This is a genomic window from Thermogemmatispora carboxidivorans, assembly GCF_000702505.1.
GTDB lineage: Bacteria > Chloroflexota > Ktedonobacteria > Ktedonobacterales > Ktedonobacteraceae > Thermogemmatispora > Thermogemmatispora carboxidivorans.
In genome coordinates, this window is sequence record NZ_JNIM01000001.1 from 3,591,351 (window position 1) to 3,610,231 (window position 18,881).

Annotated in this window: 13 protein-coding genes; 9 read left to right on the forward strand and 4 right to left on the reverse strand. The window is 62.5% G+C overall.

Translation table 11 applies throughout. The annotated features are described in order from the left end of the window. Positions 1 to 354 precede the first annotated feature (354 nt). The 8 genes from pncB (at position 355) to N688_RS14120 (ending at position 11,735) form a co-directional block, all read left to right on the forward strand. Positions 355 to 1,752, forward strand: coding sequence for a nicotinate phosphoribosyltransferase (gene pncB, locus N688_RS14085; RefSeq protein WP_081838848.1), 1,398 nt, complete (start codon positions 355 to 357; stop codon positions 1,750 to 1,752). Between the two features lie 198 nt (positions 1,753 to 1,950). Further along, a complete protein-coding gene (locus N688_RS14090) occupies positions 1,951 to 2,763 on the forward strand; it encodes a hypothetical protein (RefSeq protein WP_052889877.1) in 813 nt (270 codons plus the stop codon). Between the two features lie 152 nt (positions 2,764 to 2,915). Next, positions 2,916 to 4,187: a 3-keto-alpha-glucoside-1,2-lyase-like domain-containing protein gene (locus tag N688_RS14095; protein ID WP_052889878.1), complete on the forward strand. Its 1,272-nt coding sequence runs from the start codon at positions 2,916 to 2,918 to the stop codon at positions 4,185 to 4,187. A gap of 190 nt (positions 4,188 to 4,377) precedes the next feature. Further along, positions 4,378 to 5,949, forward strand: a complete 1,572-nt coding sequence (locus tag N688_RS14100) for a MiaB/RimO family radical SAM methylthiotransferase (protein WP_052889879.1) — start codon at positions 4,378 to 4,380, stop codon at positions 5,947 to 5,949. A 63-nt stretch (positions 5,950 to 6,012) separates the two neighbouring features. Continuing rightward, a complete protein-coding gene (locus N688_RS14105; RefSeq protein ID WP_052889880.1) occupies positions 6,013 to 6,828 on the forward strand; it encodes a tetratricopeptide repeat protein in 816 nt (271 codons plus the stop codon). 275 nt (positions 6,829 to 7,103) lie between these two features. Continuing rightward, on the forward strand, positions 7,104 to 8,807 hold the full coding sequence (locus N688_RS14110; RefSeq protein ID WP_052889881.1) for a PucR family transcriptional regulator: 1,704 nt from the start codon (positions 7,104 to 7,106) through the stop codon (positions 8,805 to 8,807). 460 nt (positions 8,808 to 9,267) lie between these two features. Then, the gene (locus tag N688_RS14115) at positions 9,268 to 10,041 is read left to right on the forward strand and encodes a metallophosphoesterase family protein (RefSeq protein WP_052889882.1); all 774 of its coding nucleotides are present in this window, start codon (positions 9,268 to 9,270) and stop codon (positions 10,039 to 10,041) included. A 68-nt stretch (positions 10,042 to 10,109) separates the two neighbouring features. Further along, complete coding sequence (locus N688_RS14120) at positions 10,110 to 11,735, forward strand: serine/threonine-protein kinase (RefSeq protein WP_052889883.1); 1,626 nt, start codon at positions 10,110 to 10,112, stop codon at positions 11,733 to 11,735. Positions 11,736 to 11,805: 70 nt separating this feature from the next. On the opposite strand, the gene N688_RS22875 is transcribed toward N688_RS14120, so the two are convergent. Then, positions 11,806 to 12,078, reverse strand: coding sequence for a hypothetical protein (locus N688_RS22875; protein WP_156025424.1), 273 nt, complete (start codon positions 12,076 to 12,078; stop codon positions 11,806 to 11,808). A gap of 399 nt (positions 12,079 to 12,477) precedes the next feature. Here N688_RS22875 and N688_RS14130 point away from each other — a divergent pair, with 399 nt between their 5' ends. Continuing rightward, positions 12,478 to 14,295, forward strand: a complete 1,818-nt coding sequence (locus tag N688_RS14130) for a serine/threonine-protein kinase (protein WP_052889885.1) — start codon at positions 12,478 to 12,480, stop codon at positions 14,293 to 14,295. Here N688_RS14130 and N688_RS14135 read toward each other — a convergent pair. The 3 genes from N688_RS14135 to N688_RS14145 form a co-directional block, all read right to left on the reverse strand. Next, a complete protein-coding gene (locus N688_RS14135; RefSeq protein WP_081838850.1) occupies positions 14,249 to 15,388 on the reverse strand; it encodes an L-threonylcarbamoyladenylate synthase in 1,140 nt (379 codons plus the stop codon). The two genes, N688_RS14130 and N688_RS14135, sit on opposite strands and share 47 nt — an antisense overlap. A gap of 178 nt (positions 15,389 to 15,566) precedes the next feature. Then, positions 15,567 to 16,085, reverse strand: a complete 519-nt coding sequence (locus tag N688_RS14140) for an NUDIX hydrolase (protein WP_052889886.1) — start codon at positions 16,083 to 16,085, stop codon at positions 15,567 to 15,569. Positions 16,086 to 16,324: 239 nt separating this feature from the next. Further along, a complete protein-coding gene (locus N688_RS14145) occupies positions 16,325 to 18,718 on the reverse strand; it encodes a protein kinase domain-containing protein (RefSeq protein ID WP_052889887.1) in 2,394 nt (797 codons plus the stop codon). Between the last annotated feature and the right edge of the window lie 163 nt (positions 18,719 to 18,881).

An 18,881-nucleotide genomic window follows, 5' to 3' on the forward strand; every position in this document is an offset into this window, starting at 1 on the left:
GCTCCTTACACACGCCCAGAGAGAACGACCTTTTGAGCACCTTGCACGCCCGAGTCGCTCACCGGCCCCACCCCACACCTGCGCCCGCTGAGGCTTGCACTGGACCGCAGGCCCGCAACCGCGGGAGAGAGCCAGGGCAGCTCCCTGCAGAGGCCACAACACGCTTCAGAGAAGCGCGCCAGACCGGTAAGAACTCGTTTCAACTGACAGATAGAGAGTAGCATACGAATGGGCTGAGTGTCAATCGACACCAGGCCCACAAAGCCGATTCCTTGCCCCTCCCCCGCTCGCTTGTGGTACAATATCCCTGATTTTTAATAGGGTACAAAGTACACTAACTGAGGAGGGCTTCCGATGCATCGCCGCGCCCCCAGTGTGCACCCGGGATTAATGACTGACATGTACCATCCAGACGCTGCCTATGTGAGCTGGCGCACCGGTCGCAACGGCCTGGCCACCTTTGACCTCTATACGCGCTCCGCCCCCTTCGGCGGCGCTTATCTACTCGTCGCCGGCCTGGAGGCCGCGCTCGAATTCGTTCAATCGTTCCGCTATACCGAAGAAGAGCTGACCTTTCTGGCGCGCATCCGCGACTATGACGCCGCCTTTCTGGACGAACTGGCCAATCTACGCTTCACTGGCGAGATCCTCGCTATGCCAGAAGGATCAATCGCCTTCCCCAACGAGCCGATTCTGCGGGTGACGGCACCGTTCCGCGAGGCGCTCCTGCTAGAGGCCGGCATCTTGCAGGCCATCAACCTGGCGACCCTGATCGCCACCAAGGCCTCGCGCATTGTCTACGCCGCCCAGCAGGGCCAGCCGCGCCGCGTGGCCGAGTTCGCTTTCCGCCGTGCCCAGGAGCCAATGACCGTGGCACGCGCGGCCTACATCGGCGGCTGCGCCAGCACTTCATTGCTGAACGCCGCCTATGAGTTCCGCCTGCCTGCGACTGGCACGGTCCCCCATGCTCTGATCGAGCTGTTCGACAGCGAGGAGGAGGCCTTTGAGGCCGTCGCCCAGGCTTACAACCGCTATACGCTGCTGCTGGATACCTACGATCCGCGCCGCGCTATTCACACGGCGATCGAGGTGGCCCTACGTGCTCAGGAGACCCTGGGTCATACGCTGGCCGCTGTGCGCATCGATAGCGGCGACCTGGTGGCCGATAGCCTCTATATCCGCGAGCAGCTTGATAAGGCGGATCTACAGCACGTACGCATCCTGGCCAGTGGCGACCTGGATGAGTGGAAGATTCTGGAGCTGCTGCAGGCCGGCGCCGCCATCGATGCCTTCGGCGTCGGCACAGCCCTGGGGAGCGGCTCCGGCTCGGTCGAACGTGGGATCGCCGGCGGCTCGCTCGGCGCGGTCTACAAGGAGGTCTGGTACGTCGACGAAAACGGCACGGAGTACCCCAAAGTCAAGCTGGCCAGCGAGAAATCGACCTGGCCAGGCAAGAAAGAGATCTATCGCCACCCCCAGTGGGAGGAGGACGTAGTGCAACTGGCCCATGAGCCAGCCCCAGTCGGCTACCATCGCCTGCTGAAGCCTGTGATGCGCAATGGCGAGGTCGTGCCCGGCAGTCTGCCCCCGCTATCAGAGATCCGTGAGCTGGCTCAGCAAAACCTGGCCTCCCTCCCCCAGAAGTATCGGGCTCTGACGGTGCAGGAGCCCTATCCCGTGCACTTCAGCGAGGGACTGCAGGTGCTGCGTCGTCAGGCGGCCCGCATCGTTGGCGTCGAACTGCCCGAGTAGAGCCAGCCAGCCTGCCAAGACATAAACAAACAGCCAGGCGGGCTGTCATCACGATGGCGGGCCGCCTGGCTAGGACCTGGCAGTAAGCGCTACTGCTCTCTCCTTCCGGTGGGGTATAATGCAGGGGAGCCAATCCTCACGAGGGGGCTGAGGGGATGGCGGGAGACGGGATCATTGATCAGGAAAGAGGGGGAGAGCATGGCCGAGAGCGCCATCGAGCCGCCAGAGCAGGCAGCCTGCCAGGAGGCAGCGCCGGTAGAGGGGTCGTCGACAACGGCGAGAGACCTGGGAAGCGAGCAAGCAGAGACGGTCGTGTGGACGCCAGGCTTTATTGTGGTTTTCGCCCTGACGCTCGGCCTGGGCCTGAGCGCAGAGTCTCTCTTGACCAACGGCTGGCAGGCCTACCACTACAGCGGTAACTGGCCCCAGCTTGCTCATCTCGGGGCTTTGTTGCTGCTGTGGCTTGTGCTGCTGGTGCGCGGGCGCACGACCTGGGTACGGCTGGGGGCGATCTTCGGCTGCCTGTGGGCCTGCTTTGAGGGCCTCAATCTGCTCTTTAATTTGCGCGCCCAGCCGGGGGCGGTCGCCTATTTGAATGCTTCGGGCAATCTCTCCTTGCTGGGCATGTACCTCTGCTTCGCCACGGAGCAGGCGCGGGCCCCTCGCTGGGACACCTGGTTCTTCGCCCTGGCTCTGGTGGGAGGAAGCTGTATCGTCCTGACCGATTACCTGCTGACCGCCGCCGACCAGCGCTCTTCGGTGACGGTCGCCAACGCCATCGCCGCCCTGGCCCTTTGGCTGGCGCTGCTGATCTGGTGGCTGCGCCCCGTTTGCTGGCGCCTCCATCCAGGGCCAACCTTCCTCTGTGGGCTTCTCCCCCTCATCATCCTTCTCCTCTCTATTCCCGGGATCACCAACAGCTTCAATAATCTTTTCTTTCTGCAAGTAGCGGATCTCTCCTTGCTCCTGGGCGGCCTACGGATTCTGCAGGCTCAGCGCGTTCGTTCCTGAGAGATTCCGCAGACTAGCCAGCCACTTCCGGCTTGCCCGACCGTTTTGGAAGGAGAGAGCGCCGTGAGGAGGCAGCAAACGCAAACGTTTCGCGCCACGCCTGCCCGGAGGGCGTGCACTCAGCAGGAGGTAACCAGGAGGTAACAGGCAAGATGTCCCTACAGTCTGAGCCACAGCGGGCCGACGATCTCTATGCCACCCTGGCCATTAGCGCAGAGGAGGCCAGAACCGGCACCAGCCGCATGCTCACTCTCCCCGACGGGCGCCAGCTCCCGCTGACGCTCCCGGCGGGTGTGCAATCAGGCCAGCGTCTTAGCGTTGCCAACCAGGGACGGCGTCGAGAAGACGGCAGCTACGGCTCGCTCCAGCTCACGATCATCGTGCTGCCCGGGCCACCCCTGGGCGGACCAGGCGGACCCTCCTCAGAGGAAGAGGTCCCCACCCAGCTTGCCAGCGATCGGCTCCAGTCAGCGGCTCCTGCCGCGCTCGTCTCCTCTTCCTCAACGATGGGGCAGACGGCGCCCCCACCTCCCCATACGCCGGGGCCCCTTCCACCGATCTCGTCGTCTCCATCGCTCGCCCAGCAGTGGTCGGCCCCGGCTCAGGGCAAGGGTACCAACCCGCGCCGTCGCCTCTGGCTGATCGCGACCGTGGTCATCTTGCTCATAGTGATCAGCAGCGCGGTTCTGCTGGGCCTGCATCAGCAGCAACAGACCCAGGAGCAGGCCCGCGCAACAGCCACCAGCCTCGCCGCTACCGCCTCTGTAGCGACCAAGCAGGCAGGTATTAAGGCCAGCGCTGTGGCTCAGGCCACGGCTGACGCCCAGGCAACCGCTTCGGTCATCGCCGCCTATCCCAATCCCTACCCTTCGGGTGGCAGCAAGCTGGTACTCTACGCCCCCTTGAGCGATGCGCGCAACAGCATCGGCTGGGAAACCGGTGTCCATTGCATCTTCCGCTCCGGGGCCTATCACGTCGTGAGCCAGGACCCCCGCTACTTCGATCACTGCAGCAATGGCATGAGCTACAGCGACTTCACGCTCGAAGTCGAGATGACCATCGTGGCTGGGGATCAGGGCGGGCTGCTTTTCCGGGGAGCAGATATCGATAACGACCACTATTATCTCTTCCAGGTCGGCACCACCGGCATCTATGCGCTTTTCGCCTACACCGGCGGCGACGATGTCGATGAGCTGACGCGCGGGATCGCCCTGAACTACCAGCGCGGCCTCGGCCAGACCAATCTCCTGGCACTCGTGGCTCGCGGCAACAGTCTGACCCTCTATCTCAATCACGATCCCGTGGTGCAAATCAGCGACGGACACTATCGGGCCGGACAGCTGGCCCTGCTGGCTGTGCCACTCGTCGATGGCGGACAACCAACAGATGTGGCCTATCGCCATCTCAAAGTCTGGACTTTCTAAATCCCATGTGAATGGTGTATAATACCCAGCCAGGAAAAAGAGACTGATCCGGAAAGCAGGGCTACCAGCCAACCAGCCAGCCAGCTAACACAGGGTAGGCAGGTAGAGGCGAGAGAAGCAGCCAGAGGATGCGAAGAACCGAAAGAAGCATGCATGTAAAGCCTTGAGGCTCGGAGAGGGACGATCCATCATGACCACAACTGCCACCATTCCCAAGGGGAAGTACCACATCTGGACGGTCGGCTGTCAGATGAATCAGGCCGACTCGCAGCGCATTCAGAGCATGCTTGATGAACTGGGGTGGGAAGAGGCGAGCCTGGAGCAGGCTAATTTGGTCGTACTCAATACCTGCAGCGTGCGCCAGGCCCCCGAGGAGAAGGCCCATAATCTGCTGGTGCGCCTCAAGCAGATGAAGGAACGGCGCAGCGATCTGCTGATCGCTCTGATGGGCTGCATGATCGGCAACCAAAAGACCATCGACGAGCTGACGCGCCGCTATCCCCATATCGATCTGCTCTTCAAGGTAGAGCAGGCCGATATCCTGCCGCGCTTCCTCGAAGAGCGCTGGACGCCTATCTCCGGAGCGGGCTGCCTGGATATCGAATATCAGGATGAGAGCGGCCAGCTGCATCAGCTCCAGCCGCTGTCGTGGGAAGCGGAGGCGGAGGAGCCCTCCCGCCAGAGCCAGCCGACGCCGACCATCGCCACCTCGCTCAACCGCAGCGGGCAGCGCACGGTCCTGCCAATGGCGATCACGCCACGCCCCGGCGAGCGCGTGGCCCATTATCCGACGAAGATCGAGGCGCGCTATGTGGCGCCTACCGCCTGGCTGCCGGTGATCTTGGGCTGCAATAAGGTCTGCACCTACTGCATCGTCCCCTACCGCCGGGGCCGGGAGCGGAGTCGGCCACTGGAGGAGGTCTACGCTGAGGCCCAGTCGTTGGTGGCCAAGGGCGCCCGCGAGCTGACGCTGCTCGGCCAGACCATCGAAGCCTACGGCCTCGATCTGCCCGGTCAGCCCGATCTGGCCGACTTGATGGAGAAGCTGAGCGAGATCAACGGCCTCAAGCGCATCCGCTTCATGACCTCCTACCCGCGTCACATGACGGATCGCATGATCCAGCGCATGGCGGCCCTGCCCAAGGTCTGCGAGCATGTCAATATTCCTGTGCAGTCGGGCGATGACGCCGTGCTGCGCCGCATGAAGCGCGGCTATACCATAGCCGAGTACCGCGAGCTGATCGCCAGGCTGCGCGCCTGGTGGCCCGGCGTGACGCTCTCGACGGATGTCATCGTCGGCTTCTGCGGCGAGAGCGAGGAGGAGTTTCAGCATACGCTCGACCTGCTGGAGGAGATCCGCTTCGATGTGGTTCACGTGGCCGCCTACTCACCTCGCCCGGGCACGGTGGCGGCCCGCTGGTCCGACGATGTGCCGCTGGTTGAGAAGAAGCGCCGGCTGCACGCCGTTGAGGAACTGCAGGCCCGCATTGCGCTGGAGCTGAATGAGCAGTACGTGGGACGAGTGGAGGAGGTGCTGATCGAGGAGAGCAATACGCTGCATGGCCGCCGTCAGTGGAAGGGCCGCAACCGCGGCAATAAGCTGGTCTACTTCCCTCCCGCTGATGACGAAGGACATCTGTCCTTCCACGATGGACGCGAGGCGGGCGTCGATCTGGAGGCGCTGCACCCCGGCGACCTGGTGCAGGTGCGCATCGAGCGCGCTACGGCCTGGTCCTTGCAGGGTTGCGCCGTTGCGGTATAATAGGCGGGCCAGGCCCTGGCCCGCGGCATTTCGCAATTCGTTCGTAGATGGAGGTGGCTTCTGATGACGCAAGCGCTATCGGCGGAGGAGAAGGCCCGGCTGAAGAAGCAGTGGACGGAGCTGGCCATTCAGCAGGCCCTGGCTAGCCAGTGGCAGGAAGCGGTAGTCACGAATAAGAATATCTTGAACCTCTTCCCAAATGAGGCCGAGGCCTACAATCGCCTGGGCAAGGCCTACCGCGAGCTGGGTATGTACGCCGAGGCCCGCGAGGCCTACTCACAGACGCTCAAGCTCAATCCCAATAACACGATCGCGCGCAAGAATCTGGAACAGCTCGCTTTGATCCAGGAGGATCAGGCCCGCGTCAATGCCGCCACTGTCGCTATCGACCCGGTGATCTTCAATGAGGAGCCAGGCAAGCGGACGACCACCGACCTGCTCAACCTGGCCGAACCCCAGGTGCTTGCCCGCGTCAGCACTGGCGAGAAGGTCCAGCTTGAGCGCGACGGCCATGCGATCTACGTGCACTCCGCTACAGGTGAGCGAATCGGCCAGATTGAGCCGCGGCTGGCTAACCGCCTGATCACCTTGATGGAGCACGGCAATCGCTATGAGGCCGCGATCTCAACACTGGATAACAACCACGTCCGCGTGGTGATCAGCGAGTCCTATCAGCACCCGAGCATGGTGGGTACGGTGAGCTTCCCGGCTCAGGCCGGTGGCGAACTCGTCAGACCGTACACCAAGGACAGTATGCTGCGCTACGACCGCGATGAGGAGGATGAGCTGCTCAGCGAGGACGAGTACTACGAGGGCACTGAGGATAGCGATGAGTACGGCGACCTCGATTTCGAGTCTGGCAGCGATGTCGAGGAGTAAAAAAAGGAGAGCAAGCCCGGTCACCGGTCGCCGTTCCCGCGATTTCTGCTCTTAATCCGTGAATCTCTTCTATTATCATCTCTTGCAAGAAAACGCTGATCTGGAAAGAGGTCCTGCTCGCTATGAATAAGCGTAAACGAGTCGCTCAGCGCAAACATCGTATGAAGGAGAAGAAACTCAGGGAGAAGCGCAAGGCTCAGCGAGCCAGCGCGAGTGCGGCTGCGAATACGGCGCGGCGGTAACGCCGCGCTTCCCTGTTGTATGGAGGCGCTGCGATGACTAGCCCGTCCCCCACTTCGGCGGCGACGGTGCGCAACGTGTTAACCTTGCTCGCTTCCCGCGATGCCCAGCTGGTGGCCGGCGCCGAGGGGCTGGAGCGTCGCGTGACCTGGGCCTTGCGCATGCGCGCCCGCCTGCCGGCTTTTGAGAGTATCCGTGGCGGTGAGTTGGCTCTGCTGAGTTTGACCCAGTTGCGCCGCCTCGATGAGACGCTGCCCCATCTGCTGCAGACGCTACATCGGGAGGGGATCGCGGCGGTGGCTGTGGCCGCCCCTTCGATTGAGGCCCTCGGCCCAGAGGCGGTGGCTGTGGCCAATCGCTTGCACCTTCCGCTGATCTACCTGCCGGCCTCGGCTCCCTTGGAGGAGATTGTACGCGAGGTGATTACCTTCGTGGCCAGCTTCCGCAGCGAGCTCGAGCGTCGCGCTACGGAGGTGGCTCACCAGCTGATGCAGCTCAGCGTACAGGGCGTCGGTATCCAGGGCCTCTGTGAGTATCTGGCGCGCGTGACCGGCAAGTGGGTGGTGGTCCAGGACGCGGACTACTCGTCTCGCTGGCAGGTGGCTCCTCCCGCCGCCCAGCCAGAAGGCATGCTCCCTATCAGTCTGCCTCCTCTCCAGGACGAGGACGCCCTCCGCCAGGAGGGCCTGGCGCGCGTCGTGGTCCCGATTTTGATCCGCCACGAGATCGTCGGCTACCTCTCCTTGATTGGCCGAGAGCAGACCTTCGATTATCAGGAACGCCTCCTGCTCGGCCAGGTCTCCCCTATTCTGGCCCTGGAGTTTGTGCGCGAGCGCGAGCGCAGCGAGGTGGAGAGCCGCTATCAGCTGGAGGCTTTTTTCGATGTGGTGCAGGGCAACTACCAGCAGCCGGAGGAGATGCAGGCCCGCGCTCGCTTGCTGGGCCACGATCTGACTCCTCCCCAGGTGGTGGTGGTCTTCGAGCTGTCTCCCCAGCAGGCAGCTCCCCTGGCCGGAACCATCGCCGCCGGCTGGAGCCGCCGCGTGCGCGAGGAACTCTTGCGCTCCTGGCCCTCAGCCTGGGTGGTCACGGAGCAGCAGCGTGTGACGGCTTTGCTGCCACTCAGCGACCTGCGCACGGGGGGCAGCGATTCGCGCTCCGATCATGAGCTGGAACAGGCCCTTTTCTCGCGCCTGGAGCGGGTACATGGCCGGATTCAGCAAAGCACCAATTTTCTGAAGGGAGAAAGCGCCTCCGCTGGCAGCTCTCGCCCCCCAACGCGCCATGAGAGCGATCCCCCCTATTCGGTGGGCGTCGGGCGCATCGCTCAGCAGATCCAGGGTATCGGACAGTCCATGCGGGAGGCTCAGCAGGCCCTGGAGATCGGGCGCCGCCTCTTCGGCGAGGGCCGCCTCCATTCGTTCGCTCGCCTCGGAATCTACCGCCTCCTCTTCCACCTCTATGGCCACGAGGAGCTGACGGCTTTCTACCGCGAGACGCTCGGCCCTCTGCTGGAACATGACAGCCGCGGCGGCGAGCTCATCGAGACACTGGAGTGCTTTTTCCGCTGTAATGGCAATCTCAGCGAGGCAGCACGCGCTATGCATATGCACCGCAATTCGCTGCTCTATCGCCTGGAACGCATCGAGGAATTGCTCGGCCAGTCCCTTGAGGATTCAGAGCTGCGCCTCTCTTTGCAGATCGCGCTGAAAATCCGCTATATGCTCCAGGAACACTAAGCTTTACTTCCAACCAATTTTTTTCATAACCTTCTTCGCCTCATGCACTTGTTCGCGCTCTTCCGTGTCAGGTGTCTCTCCTCACCCCGGCAGGAATCTCAGCCATAGCCCGATAGTCTGGAATAGCTACCAGACAGCTACCGATGTGCTATCCTTTACAGAGATGTACCATTGTGATATGCCTGACCGAGGCGAGATCGAGCAGGACCGCCGCACCGCGCCGCTGGGTGCACAGGATTTTTCGGGGGCGCTGGTCGGGCTTCCCGCCAGGTGGTGAGAAGAGTAGAAACCAGCCAGGGCTACCCTCCTCTCGCAAGTGATCGCTGTCGCGTCGCAGCCGGCACATTGCTACTTTCTCTGATCGCATCATCGGTTCTGCTTTCTGGTAAAAGCTGCGTTCTTCTCTAGAGAAGACCTTGAGTTGACTGAACTGAGCTACAGCGAAGAGAGGACTTCTGGCATGCGCATTGCGATTTTGTCGGATATTCATGGCAACCCGATTGCGCTGGAGGCTGTGCTGGCCGATGTCCAGAGGCAGGGGCCAATCGATGAGTACTGGATTCTGGGCGACCTGGTTGCCATTGGCTATGATCCCGTGGCCGTGTTGGAACGGGTGACGAAGCTGCCACGGGTGCGTTTTACGCGCGGGAATACCGATCGCTATGTGGTGAGCGATGAGCTGCCCATCTCGATCGAGCAGATTCGGGCGCAGGGCCGCCTTGAACTGTTGCCCAAGCTGCTGAGCACGGTGAAGAGTTTTGCCTGGACCAAGGGCTATTTGACGGCTACGGGCTGGCTGGATTGGTTGGGCCGCCTCCCCCTGGAGCAGCGGCTGACCTTGCCCGATGGGACACGCTTGCTCGGGGTACATGCAGCCCCCGGTACCGACGATGGCCCCGGCATCCATCCCCGTTTAAGCGAGGCCGAGCTGGAGGCCCTGGTGAAGGAGTGCAATGCCGATCTGATCTGTGTTGGCCATACCCATATCCCGCTTGATCGTACGGTGTCCGGGGTGCGCGTGGTGAATCTGGGAAGCGTGAGCAATCCGGTGACGCCAGAGCTGGTGGCCAGCTATGCCATTGTGAAGGCCAATAATAGCGGTTACCAGCTTCAGCTACGGCGCGTTCCTTATGATCGGGAGGCTGTGATGGAGGCAATCCGGCGCGCTCGTCATCCGGCGAGCGATTATCTGCTGGGTTTTATGCGCGGGGAGTTTGTGGCAAAGCAGGGCTAGCCGCGGCTGGCCTGCCCAGCTCCCACCCTGGATAGGGAGCTGATCACCACTATGCAGGAAGAGGAGCAATGACCGACTACAGCGGCCTGCAGTTCGGCCATTATCGCCTGGATCACTTACTCGGGGCCGGCAGTTTTGCCCAGGTCTATCTGGCTACCCATGTGCACTTGCAGACCCAGGTCGCGGTCAAGGTGTTGCACGCAGCGCTCGGCCCCGAGGCAGTCGAGCAGTTCCGCCGCGAGGCGCGGACGATTGCCGCTCTGGTGCATCCGCATATTGTGCGCGTCCTCGACTTTGGGCTGCATGAGGGACACCTGCCCTATCTGGTGATGGACTATCTGCCCGGCGGCTCGCTGCGCCAGCGCTTCCCGCGTGGGAGCCGTCTGCCGCTGGCGCTGGCTCTGAGCTACGTGCGCCAGGCGGCGGAGGCGCTGCAGTATGCTCACGAGCGACGCATCGTTCATCGGGATGTGAAGCCGGAGAATATGCTGCTGGGTGAGGATGGTCTGCTGCGGTTGGCGGATTTCGGCATTGCGACTATCCTGGAGACAACGGGGTCGCTGAGCCACTCTGTGAACGGCTTGGCTGGCAGTCAGGATCTGGCGGGGACAGTGCTCTATATGGCGCCGGAGCAGATTCAGGCCCACCCACGCCCGGAGAGTGATCAGTATGCGCTGGCGGTGGTGCTCTATGAGTGGCTCTCTGGAGCACCTCCTTTTACAGGCAGCTTTGCCGAGGTAGCGGTGCGCCATTGCACGGTGCTGCCCCCATCGCTGCGCGCTCGGGCACCGGAGGTGCCTGCAGCGGTGGAGGAGGTCATTCTGCGGGCTTTGGCCAAGGATTGGCGCGCCCGCTTCCCTTCGGTGCGCGCTTTCGCGGAGGCGTTGGAGCAGGTCAGCGGGGTGGCTGTGCTCATGGCCGGCGCCAGCGCGCCGCTGTCTTTGCCGGCGTCGGGGGGAGGCCTCCTTTCAGCTGGGAGCGCCGCGGCCCTGCCAACGGAGCAGGCTCCCGCTGCTTTTTCGTATTATGCTGAGACAGGGGCACCTCCGCCGCGCCTGCCTCCACCTCCAATGGCCCTGAATTATTTGCCACTGGTGCGTGGTCCAGTCGGATCGAAGCAGCTTCTCTATCTGGCTATCTATGCTGTTGTGTTGATTGTGCCGTTCTTGCCGTTGTTGTTCCTGCGCCCACCTTTGCAGACGCTGGGCCTGCCGCTCTGGCTCTATACGGCGATCGGCGGCTCGCTGGTGGGCAGCGGCACATTGCTGGCTGGGGCACTGTGGGGAAGCTGGCGCGGGGCGCTGGTGAATGGGGTCTATGCGCTCTTTCTGGCGACGATGAGTCTGACAGGGCATTGGTTGTCATTTTCTCCATTTCTGCTCATGCCTCCGATAGCGGCGCTGCTGACTGGCTGGATTTATGAGCGCCGTACGCTACGAGGCGTGGGGCGGGCGCTCTTAGCTTTGCTGCCAGGCGCTTTGCTGCTGGTGCTGGGGCCGCTGCTGGGCAATCTGATGGGGAAGACAGGCATGGCCGAGGCCACGCTCGCCTTGCTGGTGACGTTGGCCTCGTTGATCCCTGGTCTGACGAATGGGCTGTTGTGGAGTGTGCTGGCGTCCCTGCTGGTGATGCTCCTGGTCGGCACAACGGTTGAGATGGCCTTGCAACGATGGCTAGAACGCCAACAGGGCTGAGTGCCCAGGGAGAAGGGGACCACTGTTCTGCTCCTGCTTCCGGCCTACGCCCGTCTCTCCTTCTGCCCCCTCACCACACCGGCAGCTCTAACCCCAGATAGGCCATCGCTTCCTCCCTCCTGTAGACGTGCAGCCACAGCCTTCCCTCCTCCAGCTCCTCCACCCTCGCCCCCGGCGTCCCCTCCAGCCGCTCTCTCCCCCAACGCTCCACTACCTCCGCACTGTACAGGTTCTCCCTGTACAGATACTTGATCTCCACGCACTCATCCTCTCCCCGCGGCAAGGACCGCTCCGTCTCCTCCACTAGATATACCACCAGCGGCCTCCAGTACCGATAGAGCAACAGAGGAAGAACACTTTGCCAGGCTTGTCGCATCAAAAAAAATTGTATCTCTTACTTAGAGGTATTCTATAACCACAGAGGGGGAAAAGAAAGAGGAAGATCATGAGATACTATCTATATCTGGCCTCTGGAACATGGGAAGCGCTACCCAAGCAAGGAATGGCTTCAACAGCTCGGGCACGTCCTCCAGCTGGAGGGAGAAGATAAATCCACTCTGGAGCTATTCACACAAATGATAGAAATGCTCTCGTGATAATGGAATAACGCTGACTAAGGTGGGATGGTGCCCCGCTATCATTATGAAACGATATCCTACTGCTAAATAGGCAACTTGACAGTGAAGATGAGAAGTTGATACACTACTGGCGGGATGGGCTTTCAGCAGGAGGGAAACGAGCAATGACTGATTACAGCGGTCTGCAGCTGGGGCACTACCACCTGGAACGCTTGCTAGGTCAGGGTTCCTTTGCTCAGGTCTACCTGGCCACTCACCTTCACCTGGGCACGCAGGCAGCGATCAAGATTCTGAACCAGGTGGCCAATCAGGAGGCGATCGAGCAGTTCCGCCGTGAGGCGCGAACCATTGCCGCCCTGGTCCATCCACATATTGTGCGCGTCCTCGACTTTGGCCTGCACGAAGGGCACCTCCCCTATCTGGTAATGGACTACCTTCCCGGCGGCTCACTGCGCCAGCGCCATCCAGCCGGCTGCCGGCTACCGCTCCTGGTGGCTCTGGACTACACGCGCCAGATCGCCGAGGCGCTGCACTACGCTCATGAGGCTCGCTTCGTCCACCGCGATGTCAAACCCGAGAACATGCTGGTTGGCCGCGACGGCGGTGTGCTGCTCGCAGACTTTGGCATTGCGACCATCGCCTCCAGCACTCGCCTGCAAAGCACTCGGGATCTGGCGGGGACAGTGACCTACATGGCCCCCGAGCAGATTCAGGGCTATCCTCGCCCAGAGAGCGATCAGTACGCGCTGGCCGTGGTCCTTTATGAGTGGCTGGTCGGTGCTCCCCCCTTTGCTGGTAGCTTTAACGAGATCGCGGCTCAACATTGCATGGCGCCGGTGCCCTCGCTCCGCCAGTATGTGCCAGAGATTCCGCCGGATATCGAAGTGGCCATTCAGCGCGCTCTGGCCAAGGATTGGCGCGCGCGCTTCTCCAGCGTGAAGGAGTTCGCCACCGCCCTGGAAGAGACCACGATCGAGACCATGCGTGGCTCCGCTATTGACAGGTTTCTCTCTTCCCCCGCATCGCTGATGGCCTCTGGAATCATTCCAACGGAGAGCGTGCCTCTCAGGCTTCCGCCCCCAACCAGTCTTCAGCAGGAGACTACCCCTTACCTTCTACCCCCAGGTCACCTTTCTTCCCCCTCCCCCGCATCTCGCCCCACACCGTCCCACGGTCGAGGTAAGTCAGAAGCCCGCCTTTCCCGGGACAGCCGGACACCGCGCCAGGCGCGCCGGCCTTCACGCTCAGCCGCCATGATGGTTCCCTCGCCCGCCTCTGCTGCCAGCTGGGTCCCGCGGTCGCTGCCTCCGCCGCCTTTCCCTCTCAACTACCTGCCGCTCACACGCGGCAAAGCCACACTACGTCAGGTCGTCGGCATGCTGCTCTACGTGCTGCTGGCCCTCGATCTTACCCTACCACTTTTCTTGTTGGCTTACCTGTCTCCTTCTACGACCAGGACTGCACCGGCCTGGGCCGTGATCACTCTGGTGGCTATGCTATTGCTGTTACCGGCCATCCCTACCCTGGCAGGGAAAATCTTCGGAAGCTGGCGCGGCGCCCTGGTGAGCAGCCTTCTCGCCGCAGCGCTCTGGGGCCTCAATAGCCTCTTGCTAGCAAACCGCTTTTTCCCAAGCACCTGGCAGAGCGCCGTCGCCCTGGCCGGCGGGCCCCTGGCGTCTGTTTTCACCGGCTGGCTAGCCCGGCGCTCTCACTTCCGGTCCTTTGGCCAGGCCTGGCGCTCTCACTTCGGCGGTTTGCTGATCATGCTCGCCACGCTCACTATCGGTCTTTTCTCCAGTCCCTCTTTTACCCAGCCGTCGTCACAGTCGAGCCAACTGGCCGAGGCGTATCTCAGCCTGTACTGCTGCATTTTTCCCATCTGGCTGCTACTAACCGCGACCTGCGGGATGTTGCTAGAAATGCTGCTTCAGAAGCTCACCGAACTCCTTCAGTCGCGCCTGCGGAGGGATCAACCCGGATAATCCGCCCACCCGCCGCACGTCGCAGGCGGTCCTGTATCGCCAGCCCCAGGCCCACGGGTCGAAAGCTGCGACAGAGAATGACGTCGACAGCCGCCTCCTCCAGCGCGCGCAGGATCGCAAAGAGGGCCGCCGCCACCTTCTCCGGCTCCTCCAGCGAGGCTGGCGCACGCACCAGCGCCCCACCTTCCTCACAAGGGCGCAGCGCCTCTCTATCCTCAGTCGCCGCCAGGATACCAACCCGCTCGCCACGCTCCAGGCGACGCAGCGCCTCCGCCACAAGGGCCGCACGCTGAGCCTCATCTTCTCCCTCGAAGAGCAGCAGAGGCGCCGTCGGCGAATAGTGCACAAGCAATTGACCAGGCGAGCGCTGAGCCTGTCCCTCCTCGCGCTCGCGTTTGTCAGAAGCCGTGGTCCGCGGCGGCAGAGGTGGCTCTATCTCCGGCAGCACCTTGCGCAGAGCCTCCAGGCTGGTGCCACCGGGGCGCAAGATACGCGGCACCGATGAGCAGAGATCAACGACCGTCGACTCAACGCCGACCGGGGTCGGACCGCCATCTAGAATGAGGGGTACACGCCCACTAAGATCCGCCAGCGCGTGCTGGGCCGTCGTCGGGCTGACATGTTTGAAGCGGTTGGCGCTGGGCGCGGCGATGGGTCTGCCGGCAGCCCGAATGAGCGCACGCGCTACGGGATGGCTCGGCATGCGCACGGCCACCGTCTCCAGGCCCGCTGTAACCAGCCGCGGCACCTGCTCGCCACGCGGCAGAATCAGCGTCAATGGCCCCGGCCAGAACGCTTCGGCCAGCCGCTGCGCGCGTTCCGGAACAGCGGCAGCCACCCGCTCTAGCTCTTCTACCTGTGCTATATGAACAATCAGCGGATCAGTCAACGGTCGACCCTTGGCGGCAAAGATCCGGCGGGCTGCCTCTTCCCGCAAAGCGTCGCCACCCAGACCGTAGACGGTCTCGGTTGGGAAGACCACCAGTTCGCCTGCGCGCAGCAGCGCCGCCGCTCGCTCAATGACTGCGGCCTCGGGCTGCCGCGCATCAACAGGGACCACCTCAGTAGAGACTGCCTTGATATCGTCTGCCATGAGTACCTGAGCAACCACCTTCTTGATAGAAGTCAGTGCTGGCTTCATTACCCACAACCAATAAGGAAAGAGCCAGCTAACATGCTCAATGTGCCGTGCCGTTGGACAAGGCGCATGCCCCCCTGATACTACGAGCCATACCGCCGACTGCCGGCGACGAGGCCGATCAGAAGGCAGGCTAGCGCCCTCGCCCAGGCTTCAGCTCCCGCTTTGACTCTGGCCCTTGCCCATCGCTTGGCTGACTGGCGAGAAAACGCTCATAGTCGGCGAAGATAGCCCGCGTGCCTTCGCCCAGGCGGCGCAGGGCCTCTTCACGCTCCAGCCAGAGCGGCTCCCCCTCCATGCTCGCCCGCAGCTGGCCGCCGATCACCTCGCCGCAGACGACCGCCGTCAGCGAACTCATCTGCGTCAGGGAAGCACTCACTAACCAATAGCAGCCGATAATACTCTGCACCCGAATGCGCAGGCCCGTCTCCTCCTCACACTCGCGCACCGCCGCCTCGAAAGGCGTCTCGCGCCAGCGCATAAAGCCACCTGGAAAGCTCCAGGTGCCGCGGGCCGTGCGTACTACCAGAAAGCGCCCCTCGCTCTCAACGACCACATTGACCGCTCCAAGCGGCGGCAAGTTGCCCACAAGCAGAACATTGAGCAGATTGAAACAGATGCTCGCGATGGCCTTGAGCAGGCTATAGACCACAGGTTACCTCTCCTCCCATCAGCCAATGTGCTATGGTTCCCATTGTACCCCATGTGGGAAGAGGAGGCCCTACCTCATCCAGTCCAGCCCTATGCTCCAGACCAGCAGCACCAGCGGCAGCCTGAGTACCCTTCACCAGACAAAAAAGCCCGACCGGGATACTCCCGATCGGGGACAAGTGTGCAGGCAGGCCAGCGTCCTGGACAAGGAGGCTGGTGCACCGGAGTCGCGCCCCCTGCCTACATGCTGCTCTGACCGTTGGAGATGGAGCGCTCCTGCTGGAGCTGCTGAGCCTCTTCCCAGCTCTGGCAGACAATCAGCTCGTGGTCACCAAGGCGAATCCGATCACCGGAGCGGAGCACCTGGCTCCCCCTCTGCTCCAGACGCTGGCCGTTGATAAAGACTCCCTCGGCGTTATCGCCGTCTTGAATAAGCAGCTCAGTTCCTGCTCGCCGCAGAAAGGCATGGCGACGCGAGACCCGGCGATCTCCCTCCAGCAGAATACCGCTATCGCCGGCCCGCCCGATGCTGATCTCAGCAGCGGCAAGCTCCACAATAGTGGCCTGGCGGCCAGCCGTCGCCGGCGGCAAGACCAGAATATAGGCGGGAGCTGCAACAAGAGGCGCTCCCTCAGCAGAGGCTGGCGCTGGTTCCCTCCGCACTTTCTCCCGTTCCTCTTCCAGTCGTCCCGGCTCGCCTTCCTGATGCTCCTCCTCTCCACCATCCCTGGCTGCCGATGCCTCCTCACAAGCTTCTTTTGCCTGAGTTCCATTGGCAGCGAGCAGCGGCGGGGCAGCGTCTGCGATCGCAGCCACCTCAGCAGCCTTCTGCTGTCCTTGGGCCTCCGACACAGAGTCCGCCGCTGATCGTCCATGTAGACCCGAAAGCACTTCAAGCAGAGAGACCTCAACGGGAGACTGCGGCGGCAGCTCCACAGCCACAGGCGGCACGATCGCAGCTTCGGCCTCACGCTGGCTAACTCGCTCCTGCCCTGCGACGACGGTCACTGCGATCTCCGGCGCAAGAGCCGCAGCCTCAGTCGCCGCAGAGGCAGCAGCCTGACCTGCTCTATCGGAGATCGACACGTCTGGGCCTGGGGAGCGGGTCGCCTGGAGCAGCGTCTCAAAATAGGTCAGCGCAGAGCCAGAGGGAGAAAAGTCGCCTGTCTGCCTGGTGGTGATCTCGCCCGGTACCACTTCTGCCCCTCTTTCATCCTCGGGGCCAGTGGTAGGCGGTGCCGTCCCCTGTTCCGGCTGAACCGGAGCCGTCTCCTCGCCCGAGGTCAGTGGCTCAGCAGCCGGCCCATCTTCCTCGCCAGCTATCACCTGGGGCTGCTCCGCTCTCCCCTCCGCCTCCTGCTGCGACTGCGGCAAGGGCGGGAGCGAGCGTCCAGCATCGCCCGACGCTGGCAACCCATCATCGGTGAGCGAGGTCCCAATTGTGGCCTGCATCTCCGCCACAGGAAGCGCTGCGGCGAGCCGTTGCCCAGATTGCTCGGCGGCAGCGACCTCGTCCTCCTGGGTAGTTGCTCGTTCTAGCGAGACAGCGCGTACCTCCGCATGCTCAGCAGACATACCCTCCTCCGGCAATCCAGCCTCAGCCAGCCCTTCAGGAGCAGTCACCGGAAGCGGGGTAGCCAGCACCTCAGCGACCGCCCCTCTGTCCTCGCCCGTTACCATCGCTGCTGCAACTTCAGACTGATTCGCAGGAGGTCGCTCCACCTTGCCAACATCAAGCGCAGCTCCCTGCTCCTCCCGCTCTGGCGGAGAGGAGAGCGGTACTGCTGGGCGCGGAGCCGCCTGCTGCAGCGCCTCGGCGAAGGCCAGCACTGAAGGATAGCGATCCTCGGGATAGACCGAGAGTGCGCGGCGAATTACCCCTTCAATCTCCACCGGTATCTGTGGATTCAGCGATAGAAGCGATGGAAACGACTCGCTCAGCTTGGCCTGCGCGATCTCCTCGGGCAACCCCAAATAGGGAGGGCGCCCGGTGATCCACGTATAGACAATCACCGCCAGCGCGAACTGATCGCTAGCCTGCGTCGCTCGTCCGCCGAGCTGCTCTGGAGCCGCCGTCACCGGCAAGATCGGACGCTGCAGCCGCCCGAAGCGACGCACAAAGTGAGTCAGGCCCACGTCGGCCAGCATGAACGGCGCATAGTCCGACGCTCCCTCCACATTTGGCCCACGCAGCACCATAATATTTGTCAGGCTCAGCCCCCCATGCAGATAGCCGGCATGATGCACATGCTGCAGCGCCTGCGCCAACTGCTGCGTGTAGCTTACCACCGCCGACAACTCCAGCGGCGGACTAAACCACAAGCGTCCATCACTATTCAGGAGCGAGCCACTGCTGAACAAGCGCCGCGCCACATACAAATTGCCATGTAGCTCCCCATAATCGAGTACTGGAGCCAGATAGCGGTGAGTCAGCTGACTGATCCCCTGCATCTCGCGGAAAAACTGCCGCCGCGCTGCATCCGAGAGCGGCGCCCAGGGATGCAACAGCTTCAGTACCACCTTTCGCAGCAGCAGCGTATCCTCCGCCTCATAGCTCTCACCTGCTACTCCGCTGCCAAGGAGCCTGATCACGCGATAGCGTTCGAACCTCTGGCCTTCTCGCAATGCCGGCATAGGCGACCTCGCTTTTTCCCCAGATAGCATCTGTTGCTATTGTAGCATGTTACTGCTGGCAGACAGCAAAGCAGTAGTACTAAATCGGGGAACCTGCCAGGTAGGAGGAAAACCGCAGGACTATCCTCAACCTCCTCCAAGATGAGGAGACACAAGGAGCACC

What these genes read in the sequence shown, in the direction of transcription:
- pncB (WP_081838848.1), top strand. Translation starts at nt 355, where the DNA reads ATGCATCGCCGCGCCCCCAGTGTGCACCCGGGATTAATGACTGACATG.
- N688_RS14090 (WP_052889877.1), top strand. Translation starts at nt 1,951, where the DNA reads ATGGCCGAGAGCGCCATCGAGCCGCCAGAGCAGGCAGCCTGCCAGGAG.
- N688_RS14095 (WP_052889878.1), top strand. Translation starts at nt 2,916, where the DNA reads ATGTCCCTACAGTCTGAGCCACAGCGGGCCGACGATCTCTATGCCACC.
- N688_RS14100 (WP_052889879.1), top strand. Translation starts at nt 4,378, where the DNA reads ATGACCACAACTGCCACCATTCCCAAGGGGAAGTACCACATCTGGACG.
- N688_RS14105 (WP_052889880.1), top strand. Translation starts at nt 6,013, where the DNA reads ATGACGCAAGCGCTATCGGCGGAGGAGAAGGCCCGGCTGAAGAAGCAG.
- N688_RS14110 (WP_052889881.1), top strand. Translation starts at nt 7,104, where the DNA reads ATGACTAGCCCGTCCCCCACTTCGGCGGCGACGGTGCGCAACGTGTTA.
- N688_RS14115 (WP_052889882.1), top strand. Translation starts at nt 9,268, where the DNA reads ATGCGCATTGCGATTTTGTCGGATATTCATGGCAACCCGATTGCGCTG.
- N688_RS14120 (WP_052889883.1), top strand. Translation starts at nt 10,110, where the DNA reads ATGACCGACTACAGCGGCCTGCAGTTCGGCCATTATCGCCTGGATCAC.
- N688_RS14130 (WP_052889885.1), top strand. Translation starts at nt 12,478, where the DNA reads ATGACTGATTACAGCGGTCTGCAGCTGGGGCACTACCACCTGGAACGC.
- N688_RS14135 (WP_081838850.1), bottom strand. Translation starts at nt 15,388, where the DNA reads ATGGCAGACGATATCAAGGCAGTCTCTACTGAGGTGGTCCCTGTTGAT.
- N688_RS14145 (WP_052889887.1), bottom strand. Translation starts at nt 18,718, where the DNA reads ATGCCGGCATTGCGAGAAGGCCAGAGGTTCGAACGCTATCGCGTGATC.